At 69.7% G+C, this 19,685-nt stretch carries 19 protein-coding genes; 9 read left to right on the plus strand and 10 right to left on the minus strand.

Translation table 11 applies throughout. The annotated features are described in order from the left end of the window. Positions 1 to 8: 8 nt before the first annotated feature. Both CVO96_RS19130 and CVO96_RS19135 read right to left on the minus strand, forming a co-directional pair. Positions 9 to 209 (minus strand): hypothetical protein, encoded by a 201-nt coding sequence (locus CVO96_RS19130; RefSeq protein ID WP_103314055.1) that lies wholly within the window; start codon positions 207 to 209, stop codon positions 9 to 11. 132 nt (positions 210 to 341) lie between these two features. Then, positions 342 to 659: a helix-turn-helix transcriptional regulator gene (locus CVO96_RS19135; protein ID WP_207795386.1), complete on the minus strand. Its 318-nt coding sequence runs from the start codon at positions 657 to 659 to the stop codon at positions 342 to 344. Positions 660 to 790: 131 nt separating this feature from the next. Here CVO96_RS19135 and CVO96_RS19140 point away from each other — a divergent pair, with 131 nt between their 5' ends. From CVO96_RS19140 to CVO96_RS19160, 5 genes are all read left to right on the plus strand, one after another. Then, complete coding sequence (locus CVO96_RS19140; RefSeq protein WP_243398518.1) at positions 791 to 2,308, plus strand: NADP-dependent isocitrate dehydrogenase; 1,518 nt, start codon at positions 791 to 793, stop codon at positions 2,306 to 2,308. Positions 2,309 to 2,656: 348 nt separating this feature from the next. After that, entirely contained in the window at positions 2,657 to 3,112 is a 456-nt protein-coding gene (locus tag CVO96_RS19145; protein WP_103314057.1) for a cupin domain-containing protein, read from the plus strand. A 60-nt stretch (positions 3,113 to 3,172) separates the two neighbouring features. Next, positions 3,173 to 3,925, plus strand: a complete 753-nt coding sequence (locus CVO96_RS19150; protein WP_103314058.1) for an AfsR/SARP family transcriptional regulator — start codon at positions 3,173 to 3,175, stop codon at positions 3,923 to 3,925. A gap of 393 nt (positions 3,926 to 4,318) precedes the next feature. Beyond that, entirely contained in the window at positions 4,319 to 5,179 is an 861-nt protein-coding gene (locus CVO96_RS19155; protein ID WP_165795445.1) for a phytanoyl-CoA dioxygenase family protein, read from the plus strand. 60 nt (positions 5,180 to 5,239) lie between these two features. Then, positions 5,240 to 6,232, plus strand: a complete 993-nt coding sequence (locus CVO96_RS19160; RefSeq protein WP_103314060.1) for an asparaginase — start codon at positions 5,240 to 5,242, stop codon at positions 6,230 to 6,232. Positions 6,233 to 6,811: 579 nt separating this feature from the next. On the opposite strand, the gene CVO96_RS19165 is transcribed toward CVO96_RS19160, so the two are convergent. From CVO96_RS19165 to CVO96_RS21630, 3 genes are all read right to left on the minus strand, one after another. Then, entirely contained in the window at positions 6,812 to 7,399 is a 588-nt protein-coding gene (locus tag CVO96_RS19165; protein ID WP_103314061.1) for a DoxX family protein, read from the minus strand. Next, a complete protein-coding gene (locus CVO96_RS19170) occupies positions 7,396 to 7,908 on the minus strand; it encodes a universal stress protein (protein WP_165795446.1) in 513 nt (170 codons plus the stop codon). Before CVO96_RS19170 ends, CVO96_RS19165 begins: the two co-directional genes overlap by 4 nt. 336 nt (positions 7,909 to 8,244) lie before the next feature. Continuing rightward, positions 8,245 to 8,379, minus strand: a complete 135-nt coding sequence (locus CVO96_RS21630; RefSeq protein WP_279327025.1) for a hypothetical protein — start codon at positions 8,377 to 8,379, stop codon at positions 8,245 to 8,247. 377 nt (positions 8,380 to 8,756) lie between these two features. On the opposite strand from CVO96_RS21630, the gene CVO96_RS19175 reads away from it, so the two are divergent. Beyond that, complete coding sequence (locus CVO96_RS19175) at positions 8,757 to 9,191, plus strand: universal stress protein (protein WP_165795447.1); 435 nt, start codon at positions 8,757 to 8,759, stop codon at positions 9,189 to 9,191. Positions 9,192 to 9,350: 159 nt separating this feature from the next. Here the strand turns inward: CVO96_RS19175 and CVO96_RS19180 are convergent, their stop codons facing one another. The 5 genes from CVO96_RS19180 to CVO96_RS19195 form a co-directional block, all read right to left on the minus strand. Continuing rightward, positions 9,351 to 10,397: a zinc-dependent alcohol dehydrogenase family protein gene (locus CVO96_RS19180; protein WP_103314064.1), complete on the minus strand. Its 1,047-nt coding sequence runs from the start codon at positions 10,395 to 10,397 to the stop codon at positions 9,351 to 9,353. 42 nt (positions 10,398 to 10,439) lie between these two features. Further along, positions 10,440 to 14,639 (minus strand): beta strand repeat-containing protein, encoded by a 4,200-nt coding sequence (locus CVO96_RS19185; protein ID WP_133161865.1) that lies wholly within the window; start codon positions 14,637 to 14,639, stop codon positions 10,440 to 10,442. Between the two features lie 23 nt (positions 14,640 to 14,662). Next, positions 14,663 to 14,836 (minus strand): hypothetical protein, encoded by a 174-nt coding sequence (locus CVO96_RS21175; RefSeq protein WP_165795448.1) that lies wholly within the window; start codon positions 14,834 to 14,836, stop codon positions 14,663 to 14,665. A gap of 120 nt (positions 14,837 to 14,956) precedes the next feature. Continuing rightward, positions 14,957 to 17,071, minus strand: coding sequence for a hypothetical protein (locus CVO96_RS19190; RefSeq protein ID WP_103314066.1), 2,115 nt, complete (start codon positions 17,069 to 17,071; stop codon positions 14,957 to 14,959). A gap of 19 nt (positions 17,072 to 17,090) precedes the next feature. Next, positions 17,091 to 17,588 (minus strand): hypothetical protein, encoded by a 498-nt coding sequence (locus tag CVO96_RS19195; RefSeq protein WP_103314067.1) that lies wholly within the window; start codon positions 17,586 to 17,588, stop codon positions 17,091 to 17,093. A gap of 913 nt (positions 17,589 to 18,501) precedes the next feature. Here CVO96_RS19195 and CVO96_RS19200 point away from each other — a divergent pair. The 3 genes from CVO96_RS19200 to CVO96_RS19205 are packed head-to-tail and all read left to right on the plus strand — an operon-like array spanning position 18,502 to position 19,654. Beyond that, complete coding sequence (locus CVO96_RS19200) at positions 18,502 to 18,939, plus strand: CBS domain-containing protein (RefSeq protein WP_165795449.1); 438 nt, start codon at positions 18,502 to 18,504, stop codon at positions 18,937 to 18,939. After that, entirely contained in the window at positions 18,936 to 19,109 is a 174-nt protein-coding gene (locus CVO96_RS21180) for a hypothetical protein (RefSeq protein WP_165795450.1), read from the plus strand. Before CVO96_RS19200 ends, CVO96_RS21180 begins: the two co-directional genes overlap by 4 nt. Beyond that, complete coding sequence (locus CVO96_RS19205) at positions 19,109 to 19,654, plus strand: cytochrome c oxidase subunit II (protein WP_243398519.1); 546 nt, start codon at positions 19,109 to 19,111, stop codon at positions 19,652 to 19,654. Before CVO96_RS21180 ends, CVO96_RS19205 begins: the two co-directional genes overlap by 1 nt. The last annotated feature ends 31 nt before the right edge of the window (positions 19,655 to 19,685 follow it).

The following is a 19,685-nucleotide window of genomic DNA, read 5'->3' on the forward strand; positions in this document are numbered from 1 at the left end:
AACGCGTATCAGTCCTTGTCCGGGGCCATGTCCTCGTACAGCGCCGGGTCGTTGGCGCCGTAGTGGGCGGCGCTGGTGCCGTCGAGGCTGGCGTCGAGTTCGTCGCTGCTCTCGGCGTCCGCTGGCGGCTGATACACCGGATTGTCGGAGGTGAGGGTCTCACTCGTTTCGGTCATGGGCGCGGGCACGGCTGAAGGATCGGTCGACATGCCCCAGGGTGACCTCGGAGGCGCTCGGCTCCGTGCCGGTTGGGTCAAGGCCGCTTCATGGTGCGGCGCGGGAACCTGGCTTCGGCCGTCCGCTCCGCCTCCAGAATTCCAGCCCCCCTTCAACCCACTGGGCTAGCGATCTCCGGTCGTCAGCAGGGTCAGGAGTTCCTCGACGCTGCGGTGGGCCTCCAGGGGATGGCGCAGGGGGTGCGCGCCGTCGACCGTGTAGTGGTTGCGGCGGCCCGTGCGGGCGCGCTGCAGGATGCCGGCGTCCTCGAGTTCCCGGATGATGCGCTGCACGGCGCGTTCGGTGATGCCGACCCGCCGGGCGACCTCGCGCAGGGTGTCGTCCGGGCGCTGCACCAGACAGACGAGCACGTGGGCGTGGTTGGTCAGGAATGTCCAGCTCGCGCTTTCGCCGGGTGGGGTGGGGGAAGGTGCCTGGGCCATGCTGCCTCCTGGGGGCTTGACCTCGGAAGCTGAATACGCGACACTGTTTTCGTGTATTCTGTATCGTGTCAAACCAGTCAGCCTCAGCATAGCGAGGTTGGCGCTCCCTCTCCCCGCCTCAGGAGGCACCCATGACCGCCACCCACCCCGTAGCCGTGTCCCGGCCCCTCCTTCCCGACGCGCTCACCGGCACGTCCTCGCAGATCATGACGGTGCCGATCACCGTGGCGTACGGCGACGGCATCGGCCCCAGCCTGATGGAGGCGACCCTGCGGATCCTGAAGGCCGCCGGCGCCGCGCTGGCGCCCGAGGTGATCGAGATCGGCGAGTCGGTCTACCGGCAGGGCGTCTCCTCGGGCATCGAGGCCCGCAGCTGGGAGAGCCTGCGGCGCACCGGGGTGCTGCTCAAGGCGCCCATCACCACGCCCCAGGGCGGCGGCTACAAGAGCCTGAACGTCACCCTCCGCAAGACCCTGGGGCTGTACGCCAACGTCCGGCCCTGCCGCGCTTACGCCCCCTACGTGCCCACCCTGCACCCGGCGCTCGATCTGGTGATCATCCGCGAGAACGAGGAGGATCTGTACGCCGGTATCGAGCACCGGCAGACCCGCGAGGTCGTGCAGTGCCTGAAGCTGATCACCCGCGAGGGCTGCGAGCGCATCGTGCGCTACGCCTTCGAGTACGCGCGGCTGCACGGCCGGCACAAGGTCACGGCCCTGAGCAAGGACAACATCATGAAGATGACCGATGGGCTGTTCCATCAGGTCTTCGACGAGATCGGCGCGCAGTACCCCGAGCTGGAGCGCGAGCACCAGATCATCGACATCGGCACCGCGCGGGTCGCCGTGCACCCTGAGCGCTACGACGTGATCGTCACGCTCAACCTCTACGGCGACATCCTCTCGGACGTGGCCGCCGAGGTCGCAGGCTCGGTGGGCCTGGCCGGCAGCGCCAACATCGGCGAGGGGGTCGCGATGTTCGAGGCGATCCACGGCAGCGCCCCGGATCTGGCGGGCCAGGACGTCGCCAACCCCAGCGGCCTGTTGCAGGCGGCGGTGCTCATGCTCCAGCACCTGGGACAGGGCGCGGTCGCCACGCGCATCGACAACGCCTGGCGGCGCACGCTGGAGGACGGCGTACACACGGCGGACATCCGGGGCGAGCACACCCGCGAGCTGGTCGGCACGCAGGCCTTCGCCGACGCCGTGATCGAGCGGCTCGGCCAGCGGCCCGAGGTGCTGCCGGTGGCCCTGGCTTCGCCGCCCCGCGCCGCGCTGGCCCCGGTTCCCGAGCTGCCCACCCCCGCGCCGCAGCTCAAGGTGCTGGTCGGCGCCGACATCTTCTTCGAATGGAGCGAGGAGGGGCGCGATCCGGCGCGGCTGGCGGCGATCCTGCAGGGCGTGCAGCACAGCGACCTGACCCTGCGGATGATCACCAACCGCGGTGTGATGGTCTGGCCCGGCGGCTTCCCGGAGACCCGCAAGGCCGACCACTGGCGCTGCCGCTTCCTCGGGAACGGGCCGGTCGACCACCTGCAGGTGATCGAACTGCTGCAGCGCCTCAACCTGACGGGACTGGACTTCATCAAGACCGAGCACCTGTACACCTTCGACGGCGTTCCCGGCTACTCGATGGGCCAGGGGCAGTAGTCGGGGAAGACGACCGGAACACGGATCAGCCGACTTGAGGGCCGGAACCGTGACCCCCTGAGATCGATCACCTCCACATGGCGCCAGAGCGGGCAACCCCTCTGGCGCCCTGCTGTTGGCCCCGGGCCACCGTCATCCAGGGGCACCGTCATCCCTCTCCCCACTCCAGGCTGAGTGGCCACGAGAGCACCCCGGAACGGGCGAGCAGCCTGTCCATCTCCCGTCCAATTCGGCTCCCCCCTGCAGCCCTCCCCCTGGGCACCCCCCTCGTCCGGCCCCCACCCCCCTGCATTCACGGGACGCGCCCACCCCGTGGCGCGTCCTACCGTGGAGGCAGGAGGAGGCCCCATGACCGAAACGCTGCAGCCCGTCCCACGCACCCACCACCTGCCCGGAGCAGTCGTCACGGTGCTGACCGGCGGCGAGGACACGGGCGGCCAGTGGGCCCTGCTGGAGTACCGGGTCGCGCCGCGGTTTCCCGGCACCCCCGCGCACTGGCACGCCGAGACCACCGAGGCGCTCTACGTGCTCGAAGGCGAGCTGAGCCTGAGCGTCGATCACGCGCGGCGGCCCGCCGGCCCCGGCACCTTCATGCGCGTGCCGCCCGGCACCGTCCACCGCCTGTCCAACGACACCGATCAGCCCGCGCGCTTCCTGGTGCTGGTGACGCCGGCGGGCCAGGAGGGCTACCTGGGGGAGCTGGCCGAGCTGATCGCCCGCTCGCCCACGTGGCCCCCCGAGCACCCCGGCGTGATCGAGCGCCTGACTGCCCGCTACGACCAGCACCCCAGCCTGGAACCCTGAACCGGTTCCACGCCGCCGACCTGCCGCCGACCCGCCCTGTCCGATCCGTCAAGGAGCCCCATGAGCGCCTGGCCGACCCCCACCCCGTCCGCCCCGACCTTCGACCTCGACGAGCTGACCCAGCCGCCCCGCTGCGCCGCGCAGCTGATCGGCGCGCCCACCTGGCACCAGCAGGGCGCCGTGATCCCCCTGGCCCGCAAGGCGGCGGCGCTGCTGGCGATGCTGGCCTTCGACGGCTCCGCGACCCGTGTGGGCACCATGGCGCTGCTATGGCCCGAGACGCCCGAGGACACCGCTCGCAACAACCTGGTGCAGCTGCGGCGCAAGCTGCGCGATCTGGCCGGCCACGAGGTCGTGCTGGGCCGCGAGGTGCTGAGCCTCAGCCCGCTGGTGCCCACCGACATCGTGCTGGACGGGCCTCCTCTGCAGGTCGTGCCGGACGGCGAACTCCTGCACGGACAGCGCTACGACGACTGCCCGGATCTGGAGCTGTGTGTGCTGGAGTGGCGCGAGCGGCTGGACACCCGGCGCTTCTGGCAGCTGCGGTCGCTGAGCGACTGGTACGAGCGCCAGGGGCAGCTGGAGGCCGCCGTGCGGCACGTCACGCGCTGGCTGAGGCTCGATCCCTGCTCGGAAGACGCCCACGGCCGCCTGATGCGCCTGTACGCCCTGAGCGGCAACCGCCACCGCGCCGTGCAGGTCTACTGCGCCCTGGAGCGCACCCTGCGCGCGCACCTCGATGTGGCCCCGCTGCCCGCCACGCAGCGCCTCCTCCAGAGCCTGCTGGCCGGCGGCGACGGGCTGCCCGCCTGAGGCCCGTGACCCTGGGCGGGCGATCCTGTCCCGGGAGACCAGCGCCGTGAAGTCGGCCCACACGCCTGGAACGGGCCGGGGCTCCGCGTGGGTACCGGCCGTCCTGGGGGACTGGGCTGCTGAACCGTACCGGTGGGAACCCCTGCGCGAACCGTCCACGGCCCCCGACCGCGCGGAGGATGCGGGGGTCTGCGAAGGGGAAGCAGTGGAGGTCGTGGCCCCTCGGGTTTACCCTGGCAGGGAGCCCGGCAGAGTGTGACCACGGCAGCGACTGAACAGGAGACTGGGCCCGAGGAGGAGCGCCATGAGTGCAGAAGCGGCAAAGCTGAGAGTGGTCGACCATCCGCCCGCCCCCCCGCCCGCCGAGCCCCCTTTCACCTGAGCGCCGCGCAGGTGCAGTTCTTCGACGAGCACGGGTACCTGCTGCTCCGGCAGTGGGTGACCGGCGAGCTGCTCGCCCGCCTGCAGGCGGCGGGGGACGCCTGGATCGACGACGGCCAGCGCCAGCCGCCCGGCGACGACTACAACTTCGCCCGCCGCGCCCACGGCGAGGTGCTCTTCCGCGTGAACTACCTGCACGACAGGGGGCAGCCGGCATCCCTGGAACTGCTGGGCAGCCCCCAGGTGCTGGGCGTGGCGGAGAGCCTGTGTGGCCGGAACTTCGTGCCGACCTACGAGAGCATGGTATTCAAGCAGACCGGCGACGGCGAACAGATTCCCTGGCATCAGGACGCGGTGCACCCCCGGGCCTACCGGATCTTCAACTTCGACCTGTACCTCGACCGCTCGGTGATCGGCGGCGGCGCCCTGCGGGTGGTGCCCGGCACCCAGCGCCGAGTCCTCGACGTCTGCGAAATCCGCGACACCTACGGCTGGGACGCGCCCGGCGTGCTGCAACTGGAGATGGAGCCGGGCGACGTGCTGCTGCACGACGTCATGGTGCTGCACGGCAGCGAGTCCACCCTCGGCCACGCGCGCCGGCGCACCGTGTACTACGAGTTCCGCGCGGCCGAGGAGATCCTGGCCGACTGCCCCTGGGATCGGGAGTGGATCGACCGGCGCCTGCGGCTGGTGCCCATGGGGCTCCGGCACCATGCACGGGCCTTTCCTGGGGCTCCGCAGTTCGGCTGGCAGGTCTCGCCCGAGTTCCGTCCGGTGCCCCTGGGAGACGAAGGGGCAGAACTCAAGGTGGCCCACCTCGTCCACACGTCGGGATCGTACTGCAGCCCCGGGGACGCGATCAGGTCGTCCTGAGCCCGGCCCGCTGACCGGGATTCCGGGCGCGGCCCCCGTCCGCGCGCTAGCCTCTGGCCCATGACCCTTCCCGAGCCCGGCCAGGTGACCTACACGCGTGCGGGGCTGGCCGAGAGCCGCCACGAGGTTCACCTGGCCGTGGTGGACGCGCGAGGAGACCTGTGGGCCGGCTGCGGTGACCCCGACCTGCTCTCCTTTCCGCGCAGCAGTTCCAAGCCGGTGCAGGCCCTGCCGCTGGCCCTGGCGGCGCCCGAACTCCCGCAGGACGAACTCGCCATCGCCTGCGCCAGCCACGCGGGCACCCCCGGCCATCTGGCGGTGGTGCGCCGCCTGCTGGAACGCTCCGGAAGCGCGGAGGGGGATCTGCGGTGCGGCAGCCACCCGCCCTTCGACCCCGGCGCGGCGGCCGACCTGATCCGGCGCGGGGAGGCTCCAACGCCGCTGCACCACAACTGTTCCGGCAAACATGCCGGAATGCTGCTGGCCTGCGCGCTCCTCGGCTGGCCGCGGGAGGGGTACACGCAGCCGGATCACCCGCTGCAGCGCCGCATCCGGGAGCTGCACGCCGGGCTGGCTGATCTGCCTCTGGACGCTGTGCAGATGGGCACCGACGGCTGCAGCGTGCCGGCCTTCGCCCTGCCGCTGGTGGGCGCCGCGCGGCTCTTCGCCCGGCTGGCGGCGCCGGCGGGCCCCCACGCCGCCGGCCTGGAACGGGTCTTCCAGGCGATGCGGCACCACCCGGATCTGATCGCCGGCCCCGGCCGGCTCGACACGACCCTGATGCCGCTCGTTCCCGGTCTGGCCACCAAGATGGGCGCGGAAGCCTTCTACGGCCTGGCGCTGCGCGACACGCCCCACGGCCCGCTGGGCGTGGCCTTCAAGGTGCTCGACGGCGGCGAGCGGGCCCGGCCGCACGTGGCGCTGGCGATTCTGGAAGCCCTGGGGCTCCCCCTGACCGCAGAGCTGCGTGCCCTGGCTCCGGCCACCCAGCACAACTGGGCCGGGCGCGAGGTGGGCCACGTGCAGGTGCGGCTGCCGCTAATCCGCGCCTGAAACGAACCTCGGCCGACTCGAAGGCGGGTCGGAGTTACACACCGGGATGGCGAGACGGAACTGGGTTCCGTGGACAGATCGGCCGGCATTGGAGCCGAATGAACCCGCCATGACGCCGTGAAGAGAGGGAGTGAAGATTCGGCACCTTCCCTTCCCGCCGGCAGGGGTGCACACTGAGGGCACCCGCTTCCGAGCCCCGGGCCGCTGCAGGCTGGGCCACGCAGGGAAGCCGCTCCCACACAAGCCGGGAAGGGAGCCATGGGCCCGGGCGGCCCCAGTGGGCCCGTAGAACCCGACGTGGGTCGCCCCCCGCACCAGGCACCACTGTTCAGGCAGAGATCAGACAAGCAGAGATCACCGTTCAGGGTCGTGTAGGGAAATCGAGTGGGGAGACCCACCGCGCGGTGTCGTGCCTCGTGGTGAGCGGAGATCCGGCGCCCCCACTGAACTGATGAAGCTGGGCAGACGCAGAGAAATGTCCACCGTCAGGACGCAGATGAACCACGAGCGGCCGCCCCCACGCGGAACCTGTGGGGGCGGCTCGCCCGGCTGCTCCGGAAGGTTTCCCAGAGTTCGCTCCTACCGTGGCCTGACCGCTCCTTCAGGCGTCTCGGTGCGAACGCCCAGCCGCGGCAGAATCCAGCGATCCAGGCCCCACCAGCCGGCGACGCGCCAGCCCAGCACGATCCAGGTCGCCAGGATGAACAGCAGCGGGTTGCTGGACACCGTGCCGGCCAGCAGGAAATTGGCGTTCAGGAACCCGCCCAGGAAGGCGGCCACGCCCGTGAACAGCCCGAGGATCAGCGACACCCCGACGATCAGTTCGCCGTAGGCCACCAGGTAGGAAAACAGGGCTGCGTTCGGCAGCGCGACGTGCTCGATGAACCAGGCATACCAGCCCTGGACGTCCGGATGCTCGCCGGCCGTCTTGTTCAGGGCGCCGGTCAGAAAGCCGCTCACGGCCGCTCCCGCCTTCGCGCCCACCCAGACCCCGGCGGGGTTGGTCAGCTTGCCCCAGGCGGCCTCCAGCCACATCCAGCCGACATACACGCGCAGGAGCAGCCACAGCGGGGCCAGCCGTGGGTCGGCGAAGAGCCGCTGGGCCAGGCCCGGTTCGCCCAGATGGGGGGGCTGGCGGGTAGGCACTCCGGAACTCAGGCTGGTCATGTGCGGGCCTCCTGGGGGGCGGTGTCTGCATGGCCGGAGTCCCCATGAACCGTGTCCCCGTGAGCGGTGGCTGGTTCGGGCGCACGCACCAGGAAGACCGGCACCTGCACCCGGCGCAGCAGGCCCTCGGCCACGCTGCCCAGGAAGAAGTGCGCCAGGCCGCTGCGGCCGTGGGTGCTCATGACCACCAGCTGGAAGGCTCCCCTGCCCACCTCCTGCGCGATGATCTCGTCGGTACGCAGGCCTTCACGGCTGATCAGCTGGACGCCCGGCAGGTCGATCCGGGCTTTCGCCTCTTCCAGAATCTGCTGACCCAGCGCGAGCTGCCGCCGGCGCTCGGTGTCGTAGTCGAAGGCGTAGGCGGCCCCCTCGGTCAGGGCGACCGGGCCGGGGACGACGTGAAGCACGGTCAGGGTGGCGCCGTACCTGCGGGCCAGATCGGCCGCGACAGGCAGGGCGAGATTGGCGAACGGACTGCCGTCGGTCGTGACCAGGATGCGTTCGAACATGGTGTCCTCCTGGGTCTCAGGCTGAGCGCGCTCCATTACCAGGCCATTACCACTGCTCCGTAACGCTCCGGTGATCCTTGGCCCCGAAGGTGTGGCCACGGAGGAGCCCCATGCCAGTCCTTGCTGCGGCCCCCCGGATAACGCTGTATGTGCCATGTGAACCCAGTCGTCTGGATCACGGCCTGTTCTCCCTCCCTGGGTGTGGGGGACTGGGACAGCTCGCCCAGAGGGTTGGGGACTTGAAAAGCTGCGAAGCAGAGGTGGGTGGCGGGTGAAGCTCGCCCTCGTACTGGACGCTCATGTCCCATCCCGTGTCCGTCGCCGGTTCTTCTCATTTCACATCAGGCGTGGAAACGAGAGCAGGTCGCGCGCGCTCGCCGAGGGCCACGCGATCTCCTGACCATCAAGGGTGATGGCGGCTCCTCCAAAGGTCTGGATCGTCAATGCCGGCTGACTCGTCGGTGTGGCCATGACCCTCCATTCCAGACCGGAGCGCTGGTTCTGGAGGCGGCGTCGGGTTCTGGAACAGGGAAATGGTAGCAGACCGGCTGTGCCGGGAAGGGAAAGCGTGGCGGCCACCTTTGTAATGGCCCGGTAACGCCGCCTCGTCACCCTGGCGCATGTCCCTCCCTTCGAACGTCGCGCAGGACGGTGGATCGGCAGGCGCCACCTCCTCCTGCTCCTGGGGTTCACCGTGACCGCCTTGTGCTCCCGTTCAGGGGCGACCCGACTCCCCGCACGGCCCATCCGCCCACCGCCCTGGAGAGCCCGCCGGCACGGGATGGCCGGGCACTTGGGTGGAGTTCATGCGGTCTGTCCTGTCCACCTTTGCGATACTGGATGTCACCGTGTTCCGGCGCCTGCTCGTCCCCGTTGACTTCAGTGCCTGCAGCCTGCAGGCCGCCCGGCACGCCTGCGCCATGACGCGCATGGTCGGCGGCTCGCTGATCCTGCTGCACGTGCTCGACGGCCGGGTCACGGCCGAACAGGCGGGCGGCCAGCTGGCGCTGCTGGGCAACGAGGCCCGCCACCCTCCCCAGCTCCGGGTGGTGCCGTCGGTCGCCTCGGACGTCGCCCTGACCATTCTGGACGTGGCCCACAGCGAACGGGCCGACCTGCTCATTCTGGGCACCCACGGCCGGAACGATCTGGGCAGCGGCGTGCTGGGTCAGGTCGCCCACCGGCTGGTACTGGCCGCCGACCTGCCGGTGCACCTCGTGCCGGAGCGCCTGCGGGCGCTGGCCCCACATGCCCGTTGGCTGGTGTCCACGCCTGAGCCGTGAGCAGCAGGCGAGATCCCCGGAACCTCCGTCCTGGAAGTGGTGTGCAGAAGCGTCATCCTCCGCAGGATCGGGGCTGATCGCGGTGGCAGGACGGCCGACGTTCGGGCACACTCCCGCCGTCCCACTCCCGGTTCTCCACGTCCCCATCGGCTGCCGGATTCACACCGCTCCCAGCCGGTCGATCACCGTGACCCCCTGCTGCCCGAAGGCGCCCATGCCGCTCAGGGCCTGAATGCCTTCCTTCAGCGAGATGCGGCGTCCGATCAGGCGTTCGGGACGCAGGACGCCGCGCTCGATCAGGCCCAGCATCTCGGGATACGTGTGGGCGGCCATGCCGTGGGAGCCGTACAGTTCGAGCTCGCGGGCGATCACCCGGTTCATCGGCAGGGCGGGCTGGCGCTCGTCGGCCAGCAGCAGGCCCACCTGCACGTGCCGGCCCCGGGTGCGCAGGCTCTCGATGGACTGCGCGCAGGTCTGGGGCGAGCCCAGGGCGTCGAGCGAGACGTGGGCCCCACCGCCGGTCAGCTCCCGGATGGCGGCGGGCACATCCGGGGTCTGGCGGCCCAGGGTGTGCTCCGCGCCCAGCTCCCGGGCCAGCGCGAGGGCCGCGTCGTCGATGTCCACCGCGATCACGCCGGCCCCCAGGGCGTGCGCGATCATCACGGCCGAGAGGCCCACGCCGCCGCAGCCGTGTACCGCCACCCACTCGCCGGCGCGCACCCGGCCCTGCTGCACCAGCGCCCGGAACGACGTGGCGAAGCGGCAGCCCAGGCCGGCCGCCGTGACGAAGTCCAGGCTCTCGGGCAGCCGCACCAGGTTGTGCTCGGCGCTGCGCAGCGCGACGTATTCGGCGAACGAACCCCAGTGGGTGAAGCCGGGCTGGAACTGGTCGTCGCAGACCTGCTGGTGTCCGGCCTGACACTGCTCGCAGCGCCCGCAGCCCGACACGAAGGGTACGGTGACCCGGTCGCCGGCCTGCCAGCTCCGGATGCCCGCCCCCACCGCCACGACCGTGCCCGCCAGTTCATGGCCGGGCACGTGGGGCAGCCGGATGTCCGGGTCGTGCCCCATCCAGCCGTGCCAGTCCGAGCGGCACACGCCGGTGGCCTCGACCCGAACCACCACGCCGCCGGGCGGCGGCACCGGGTCGGGCACGGTCACGAGTTCGGGTGGGGTCTGGAACTGCGAGTACACGAGGGCGCGCATAGGGGAGACTCTACCGGCCCCCTCCACCCCAGGGCGCCGGCATCAGCGGATACGGGCGCGGAACGACACGCTGCCGCTGGTGCCCGGCGCGAGGGTGCCCAGCGACAGGCGCAGCGCCGAGGCGCTCAGGCTGCCGGCGTCGTCGCCGTCCTGCGAGGTCAGGGGCGTGGCGCTGGCCGACCAGCTCACGCCCCGGCCCGCGCCGTAGCCGTTCAGGTCGGCGTCGGTGTTGGACGGCACGTCGTCGTTGATCACAACCGCCTTGGCGTTCGCGCTGCCAGTGTTCGCGTAGCTGATGCGGTACTCCAGCACGTCGCCGGGCCTGCCGCTGCCGGCCGTGCTCCAGGCCGCCGTGGCCGGACAGGGCGCAGCCGAAGCGAGCGGGCCGCAGTTCCGCACCTCCTTGGTGAGCTGCACGTTGATCACGCCGGTGGTCGCGCTCGCGGCGTTGTTGGCCGGATCGAGGTCCGGCAGGCTGGCGGGCGCACTGACGCTGGCGCTGTTCACGATGGTGCCGCTGCCGGCCGTGCCCTCCACCGTGAAGGTCAGGGCGCCGCCTCTGGGGAAGGTGGTCAGGGTCACGCCGGCCTGAACCGCCGCCACGCTCAGGCCGGCCGGACAGACCGCGCCCCCGCTGGCCGCGCAGCTCACGGCAGTGGCGCTGAAGTTGGGCACCGCCGGGTCACGCACGACCGCGCCGTCCGCTCCGCGCAGGCCGGCGTTGCTGACCTTCACCGTGTAGCTCAGGGTTCGGCCCGCCGATATGTACTGCGGGCCGGTCTTGGTGACCACCAGATCCGTGCCCACCCCGGTCGTCGTCTGGTTCGAGGTCAGGCCGCCCGCCGCCCCGCCCGAATACGTCACGGTCGCAGTGTTGCTCACGCCCGGAGCGGCGTCCGGATACGCCGCGCTGACGGTGACCCGGAAGCTGACGGTGCCGGTCTTGCCCGTGCCCACCGTGAGCACGCCCGGAAAGCTGCCCGCGCTGCCCGCCAGACTGCCGGCGGCGTAGGGCATGGCACTCCCCGTGTCCGCGACCGCCACGCCGTTGAGCGTCGTGCTGCCGGCCACGTACGTCGTGTTGGCCGGGATGGCGTCCGTGAGGGTCACGCCGGTCGCGGCGGCCGTGCCGGTATTGCTCAGGCTGAGGGTGAAGGTGAGCCCGTCGCCGGGGCGCACGGCGGCGGCGCTCACGGCCTTGCTGATCGTCAGGGCGGGCGTCAGGGCCGGATACGAGCAGGAGCCCAGATCGGAGATCGGCACGGAGCTGGCCGAGGTGTTGGCCCTGACCGAGTCGACGCTGGCCGCGCTCAGCGTGAACACGTCGTTCACGGAAGTGGCCGTGAGTGCGCCAGCGCCGTCGAAGGCCAGCCCGGTCAGCGTCTGGGTCACGTCGGCGCCCCCCACGGTGACGTTGTCGACGGGCGTGGCGCTGGGCGGGGTGCTGCCCACCGCCAGCGAGAACAGCAGGCTCTGGCCCCGGGCCGGGCCCGCCGAATTGTCCGTCATGACCGTCCACAGGACGCCGCCGCTGTCGAAGGCCATGTCCCCGGTGGTGTAGCTGGAGACCGAACCGCCCGCCACATTCCTGAGGGCGACGGTGCCCAGCGAGGTCACGGTGGACGACGGCGTGCTGGTCGTGAAGCTCATCAGGGTGCCGTCGCTGAACATCAGGTAGCCCAGGCCGGCGCCGCTGATTGCCATCCGGGCACCGACCGCGCCGGCCGTGGTGGGCAGGGTGATGGTGGCCGCCAGAGCGTCCGTCCCGGTGCTCAGGTCGTTGAAGCGCAGCGGCACCGTGGAGGCGCCCGGAGTGCCGAGGTAGTACACGCGCGCCGCGTTGCCGCCCGAGCCCAGCACCGCCATCGCCTCGGTCGGGCTCTGCAGGGTGCGAAGGGCGCTGCCCAGGGGCGCCCCGCTGCCCGTGTTCAGCACGTACAGGCCCGTGTTCGAGCTGGACGTCGCCAGCACTGCAGAGCAGGTGGGCAGCGCCATGAATCCGAAGTTCTGTCCAGGAACCGAGGCCGTCGTCACGGGTACGCTCCGGCTCGCCGGACTCGGCGTGGTGGGCCCCTGCCCGCTGGGGCTGGTGGGAACCCTGACCGTGTAGGTGGCATTCGGACTGACCCCGAAGCGGTAGAACCCCGAGGAGTCCGTGGTGGCGGTGCTCAGCAGGCTTGTCCCGGCCGCGTTGTACAGCTGCACCGTCACTCCCGCCAGACCACTCTCGCCGCCGTCGATGACTCCGTTGGCATTGGGGTCGCCGAACACGCTGCCGCTGAGCACGGGTAGCACCCGGACGTCCTCGCCGGTGCTGGAGGCAGGGTCGTAGGTTGCTGTGGTCGTGTCCGTCGCCGTGGTGCGGATGGGATTCAGATACGACACCGTGGCCGGGTTCTGGTACGTTCCGACCGCTGCGCCGTTCAGGTTGACCGTGAAGGTCAGGGCCACGCTGCCTCCGCCCGGAATCGTGAACGTGCCCCAGGCCGGAACGGCGGCGTTGGCCCCCGGGTTCGTGGTGGCCGTGCGCGTGGCCCCGCCGGTCAGGGTGACCGTTCCCGTGGTGGCATAGGTCAGGGGCGCCGGGAGGGTATCCGAGAGGTTCACCTCACTGGCCTCTGCCCGACCGCTGCCATTGCTGACCGTGATGGTGTAGGTGGCCGTGGCGTCGGTGCCCAGCAGCCGGTTTGGCGTGCCCGTGGTCTTGCCGACACTCAGTTGGGGCAAGCAGCCCGCGTCCTGGCTGACCCCGGGCACCGAACCGGTGGTGGGCAGGACAATGGACTTTCCGGCGTCGCCGGGGACGGCACCGAACGCGCCGCCTCCTGAGGTCGTGCCGTTCTGGCCAGCCGCGAAGGAGATGGCTGGCCCGCTCCTTGAGAGCACGACCACCCCACCGCCCCCCCCGCCCCCGGGGCCGTGTGGGGAGCCGCCCCCGGTGTTTGTCCCGCCCTTGCCGCCGTTGGCCGTGACCGTGAGCGAACTTGGCAGTGCCGCCACCGAGGACACCAGCACGGAGCCGCCCGCCCCCCCACCGCCACTGCCGTCGTTGAGCACCGAGTCGCTGGCGGCGGCGCCATTGGCATTCAGGGTGCCCGTGCCCGTCACGCTGCCGGCACGTAGGAAGATCATGCCGCCCCCCGCTGCGCCGCTGGAAGAGAAGCCCGCAGGACTGCCTGTGCCGTTGTTGGTCGAGCCCGCACCGCCGCCGCCACCGAGGGTGAGGCGGTCGAAGGCTGCCGTGAAGCTTTCGCCACCGATGCCCCCGACGCTGGCCGCCGCCGACCAGGAATTGCCCCCCTGGCCGCCCCCACCACCATTGGCCCCACCACCGCCGCCCGAGTTCTGGTCATTGGCCGTCGGATTGGAATCCGTACCCCCGCCGCCTGCTGTCCCTGGAGCACCCCGAGCCATCGAGCCGCCCGGATAGCCTTCGTCCGTGGCGTCCAAGAGCGCCGTACCGCTGTTCACGTAGCGGGGCGTGCCAGCGATCCCTTCGCCCTTGCCCCCGTGCGCGGGTTTCCCCGAGCTGTTCACGAAATCCGTCCCGGTTCCTATGCCCGTCGCGCCCGCGAGCTGCCGCCCGGCGCCGCCCCGGAAGCCCTTGCCACTCACATTGACTGTGGCGTTGTTCAGGTTCGCGGTGCCGGCCACGTCCAAAGCCAGCACCCCGCCGGTCGTCCCGTTCCACGCAGCGGCGGTGAGCGCGCTCGACAGGTTTGCACTGGAGTACTGCGGCACGCGGATGACCTGAAAGCGCCGCTGCCCCTGCGTGGTCGACGCGGCGGCGTAGGTATAGGTGTTGAGCAGGCCGCCCCCAGTGCCCTGGCCCTGTACCGTCACGCTGCCGCCGGCGAGGTCGCTGGTGGCCTTGACATACTCGTACCTGCCCGCGTTGTTGAGGGTGGTGCTGCCGCGCCCAGTGCCGGTTCCCGATCCGTAGGACAGCGAGTTGCCGCTGTTGATGGCGGCGTCCTGCATCTGCATGACCAGCAGCAGGTCGCCCCGGGTGATGGACTTAGAAGTGTCACCCGTCGCGGTGCCTAGGATCAGCGAGGTGCTGCCCGCGCCTGCGCTGGCCGTCCCCGGATAGTACGTGTTCACGATGCTGGCCGACCCCGGCATGGGGCCGTCCTTGCCGGGCGTCGCACACAGCGCCGTGGTCTGGGCTACCGCTGGAACCGACAGCGCCGCGCTCAGGACGAGTCCGGTCAGGAAGGGTCTACCGGGCCACCGGCTCAAGCGGGGAACGACACCCCAGCCGGTCACATCGAACCTGCGCTGAGGCTGCCGGGCGTGATGGCTGTACGAGTGGTGCAGAAGATGTCTCGACTCGGCGTGTTGTCGACCGCTCCGTAGCGGACAGCGGAGACGCTCGGGGCGGCCGCCATCCTCGCCGGCCCGGCCAGGATCATGAAGGGAAGAGGACGTGTGGGCATGGGGTCTCCGGAGTCAAAGGGAAGTCGAGATCAAAGGGTGTCTGCTGTTGAGGAGCGTCCGCCACTGCACGGACAAGAGGGTGGCGCGCCCCGCCAACCAGTGGGGCGCGCCGAAACGGGTTACTTCACCTGCACCTTGAAGACGAGCTTGAGTTCGGCTCCGGCGGGGAGCAGGTCGCTGGTCGTGATCGCGCCGTCGTTGTTCCAGTCGTAGCCGACCTGGATCGCGGTGCCGGCGGGCAGGGTGCGGTCCGTGGGCGCCGTGTCCATCCAGCTTCCCGTGGTGCCGACGCGGTAGAGGATCTTGGCTCCCATGCTCGCCCCGGGGAAGGTGCTGCCATAGCTGTTGTAGGTCGCCGCCACACTCCAGAACCCGGTGTGGGTGGGAATGGTGTCGGACAGGACGAAGTTCTTGATGACCGAGTTACGGTTGTTGCGTCCGTAGACGACATACCGCAGCACGTCACTCGGCCTGGCCTCAGTGTTGGGGTTGTAGGTGGAGACGTTGGTGCCGTAGACGGGTTCGGCAGGATAGGTCTTCGGGGGGGTGGGAATGTCGTCCTTCCCGGTGTTGTCCACGTACTTGCTGAGCACCACCCCACCGATCAGGCCGACCTGCACGGTGTCGTTCGCGTCGGTGTAGGTGATGACCGTGGTGCTGGTGTTGCTCACATCCTTCAGTCGGGCCGTCTGGCTGATCGAGGCGGTTCCGGTCACCGCGCTGGTCGGCACCGTGACCAGACCCACCAGTTTGAGTTCCTGCCCAGCCGCCACCACGGGGTTGACGACGGCGGTCGTGTTGTCCGGCACACCGTCGCCGTTGGCGTCTGCGTAGTAGGTGATCGTGGCCGGCACCGCCTGATTGTTGGCGTCGGTGAACGTGACCGTTCCGGCCAGGGTGTAGGAGTCGCTGACGTTCCCCGAGTTGTAGAGATCCATCGGAATTCGGACGGTGTCGCCCGGGTTGCCGGGCTTGGTGGGGTTCAGGCTGGGGTCGGCTGCCGGGGCTCCGGGGGTGCCGGGCGTGGCGTTGCCGAACACGCCGCTCTGGATCTTCACGAAATTGCTGGTGGTGTCGGACTGGGCCGGGTCGTTCCCCGACTTGGCCGTGACCGTCACGACCGGGAAGGTGGCGGTCTGGTCGGGCGCGGCGTTCGCAGGCAGGGTGACCCGGACGATGAACGTGTACGCTCCGCCCAGGCCCGGCCCTGTGCCGTCGGGATCGGCGTTCAGGGGGGTGGTGCTGCTCGTCGAGACCAGGGCACCGCCGTTGTCCACCACGAACAGGTCGGCCCGGCTATCGGCCGGGAAGCCGGCCGCGTCGAGGGCCGACGTGTCCGGCACGCTGAGGCTGAAGGTATCGCTGCGGTTGCCGATGTTGCGAACCGTGTTGCTGAAGTACACGTACTGCTGCGCGGTGCTGGCGGGAGCGATGGCACTCTGGCTGTCCCCGCTGGGCGTCACGAGGTTGTAGGTCGTGGCGCCGGCACTCACAGTGTAGGGAGCCGTCGCGGTGGCCGAGCCGTCGACCTGACCGTTGCCGTCGGCGTCGTTGAGTGGCCCCAGGTTCCCGGCGTCTGTGCGGACGACCGTGGCCTGATGGTAGTTGTCGCTGTCCGACGGAGCAGAAGCCCCAGTGCCGTCGTAGGTCGAGTTGGCATCGCGGTTGCCGATCGGGCTGATCCCAGCCTTCTGACCGTTGAAGGCCGTGCTGGGAATGTCGTACACCACGAAGAAAGTCTTGACCTGATCCGGGGCGACCCCGGTGATCTTGTCGTTGGTGATGACCGTATCGGTGGCGGGGTTGAAGATCCCGTCGCCGTTGCTGTCGAGCACGTACCGGATGTTGGTCAGCCCGGAAGAGCCGGAGTTGAAGGTCTGCCGAGCGAGCGAATAGCTCTCGTTGGGGACGTTCCCGGTGTTCGTCAGGGTGTACTTGAAGGCCACATTGGTCTGGCCGGGAACGACCTGTAGAGTCTGGCCCGGTGAGAACCCAGCGGTGAGCGGCGTGCCCGTGGAGTTGGGCGTGATGCTGAAGCTGGGGACGGCCTGAACGGTCGTGGTGACGGGAATCCCGTTGTTCGACTTCGTTTCGGGCTGGCTGGCCCCGTTGTCGTCCTGAAAGGTGGCCGTGGCGATGTTCGAGATGGGGGTGCCCGCGACGGTGCCGACCGCCGAGGCGGAGCCGGCCGCCAGCGCAGCGATCAGGGCGAGGGTGGCAAAGGGTCTGTTCACGGGAATCTCCAGGGGTGGACTACTTGACCTTGACGCGGAAGCCGAACTTGAGGGTGTCTCCGCTGTTCATGGCGCCGACCACCCAGCGGACGTTGGTGTACTCGCTGGGCGGCACGATGACTTCCTTCTGAACGGACTTGCCGTTCTCGGTCACCGTGATGGTCTTTTTCAGGGGCGCGGCGGCGAAGGTCTGGCCGCCATCCCGGCTGAATTCGGTGCTCCAGCGTGGGCCGGCGGGAGTGGACTGGCCCAGGAATTCAGTGCCACGGGGCACCGGGAGGTTGATGCTGGCCTGGCGCAGCGTGCTCTTGCCGAGGTTGCTGGCCGTGATCACCTGGGTCAGGGTGTCGCCGGGCCGCACCGATTTCGGCATCGACGAGAGCTTCTCGACCGTGCGGCCGCTCTCGGTCACCGTGGTGACCAGTTCCTGGGTCAGCTGCAGCCGCAGGGGAGAGGACACCTGGGCCAGGGCCCCGCCGAGCAGCAGGGCACCGAGCGCGATAGGGGCGACGTTCATGGACTGACCTCCGGAAATTGAGGACGAATGGGATGTGGGCCGGGCTCCGGCGCAGAGCGGAAGCCGGCAGAACCACAGCCACCGTCAGGCAGGAAAAATCCTGTCTGAGCCGGCGGATCATGTCCTGCAGGAGCGTCATGGCCCGGAACGCCCACAAGGTAAAAGGGCATTCCTGTCAGAGGTCTTTCAAAAACACGACCCGATGAGCCCGCTCACCGGGTTCCATGAAGCGGTCGTAAGGGTTGTTGGGGGGCTGGCTGGGCCGGAATACCCGAAGATTGTTTTCAGGACGCAGTGTACTGAGTTCAAAGGAAGAAACGGCGTGGGGAGTTCGTTAAGATGACCCTTAAGTCAGATTTATTCTGAATTAAGAGGCATCGAAATGAGATGTGTGGAAGTAATGTAACTCCTGCCTCAATTGAGAGAAATGACCTCGTGTTTATCCACGATGTCGGCCTTCGTGGGTATTCCGCGAACGCCGTGTTCTTTGTCCATATGTAGGGTTGTGGACAACGTGACACGTGTAGGCCACTGAACTGGGGGCGCCGGGAGGCGGACTGTACCCGGCGGCCTCAGCAGGGGATCGGCTGTTCACTCTTCTGGCTGACAACCTCCGAACCGCCGTGCTCACCCTTTGAACAGGGGAGAGCCAGGATGCCCTGACTTAAGGCTCAGGCAAGATCGGCACGTTGGTCGGGTGCGTGCAGGAGGCTAGCTTCCGCGCGAGACCACCCTGCTGGTAGACCACCCTCCCATAGGTCGCCCTGAAGTCACGCGGCGCCGTGTTCGCTGGCTGCGTTGGGTGTCCTGGTCGTGCTGGCCGCCCCCCACTCCTCGCCGGTTCCGGGCGCCCCGGAGGCGTGGTAACGGTCTGGTAATGGCCCCGGGAGACGCTCCGGTCGTGGAGGAACCTATGCTTGTTCGTGACCTGATGAGTGCCCAGACCATTTCGGCGCCGCCCTCGTTGCCGCTGACGGAGGCGGCCCGCCTGCTGCAGAGCCACGGCATCCGGCGACTGCCGGTCGTCGAGGAGGGGCAGCTGGTCGGGATCGTGTCCGACCGGGATCTCCGTGAAGCGCTGCCCAGCACGCTGAGCACCCTGTCGATGTGGGAGGCCACCACCCGCCTCGCCAGCCTGAGGGTGGCCGACATCATGAAACGCAACGTGCTCACGACCACCCCGGACGCCGATGCCCGCGACGCGGCCCACACCCTGCTGGAGCACAGGGTCGGCGCCCTGCCGGTGATCGACGGGACGGGTCAGGTCGTTGGTCTCCTGAGCGTCAGCGACGTCCTGCGCGACTACGCCCGCCCGGCGGCCGCCACACCGGTTCCGGAGCTGACCCCGTGAGCCCGGAGATTCCGGAGACGACCCGCGAACCCGCCCCGGTTCCGCACGCCGCGCCGCCCGGGGAACGCGGCCCCGCCCCCATCGGCACCCTGTTCGTGATCGGCGTGCTGCTGCTGTCGATCATCTGGCTGTGGATGCTGGTGCTGGGTATCCAGCAGGGGAGGGCCTAGTGCGGGCGGGTCGGCCGGCCCTGGCTCGGCTGGATCACCACACGCTGGAGCGCTACGAGACCATCTGGCTCGGCCTCTCGGTCATCATGGTCGTGCTGCTGTTCGTGGCGGTGCTGGCCAGCTTCGTCAGCGGCACCTATCCGTCGCTGACCGGCGAGTCCGGGCACCATGTCGCCGGCGTCCGCAACGGCCGCGTCGATCCCAGGCTGCTGGGGGCCACGCCCTTCGCCACGCCGGGCACGCGGCAGAACGCCGACGGCACCTACGAGGCCTTCGTGGTGGCGCGCGCCTTCCAGTTCGAGCCGGCGGTGCTGAAGGTGCCGGCCGGTCAGCCGGTCACCATCCACGTCACCTCGGCCGACGTGATGCACGGGCTGATGATCGTGGGCACCAACATCAACACCACGGTCATTCCGGGGCAGGTGTCGAGCTTCACGACCACCTTCCGCCGGGAGGGCACGCTGGACGTCATCTGCAACGAGTACTGCGGCAGCGGGCATCACGGCATGATCAGCCGGCTCACGGTCGAGGTGGGGCCGCCCTGAGGGGCTGGTTCTGAGGGCCTGGGCTCTGAGC

Source organism: Deinococcus koreensis, assembly GCF_002901445.1.
Classification (GTDB): Bacteria; Deinococcota; Deinococci; order Deinococcales; family Deinococcaceae; genus Deinococcus; species Deinococcus koreensis.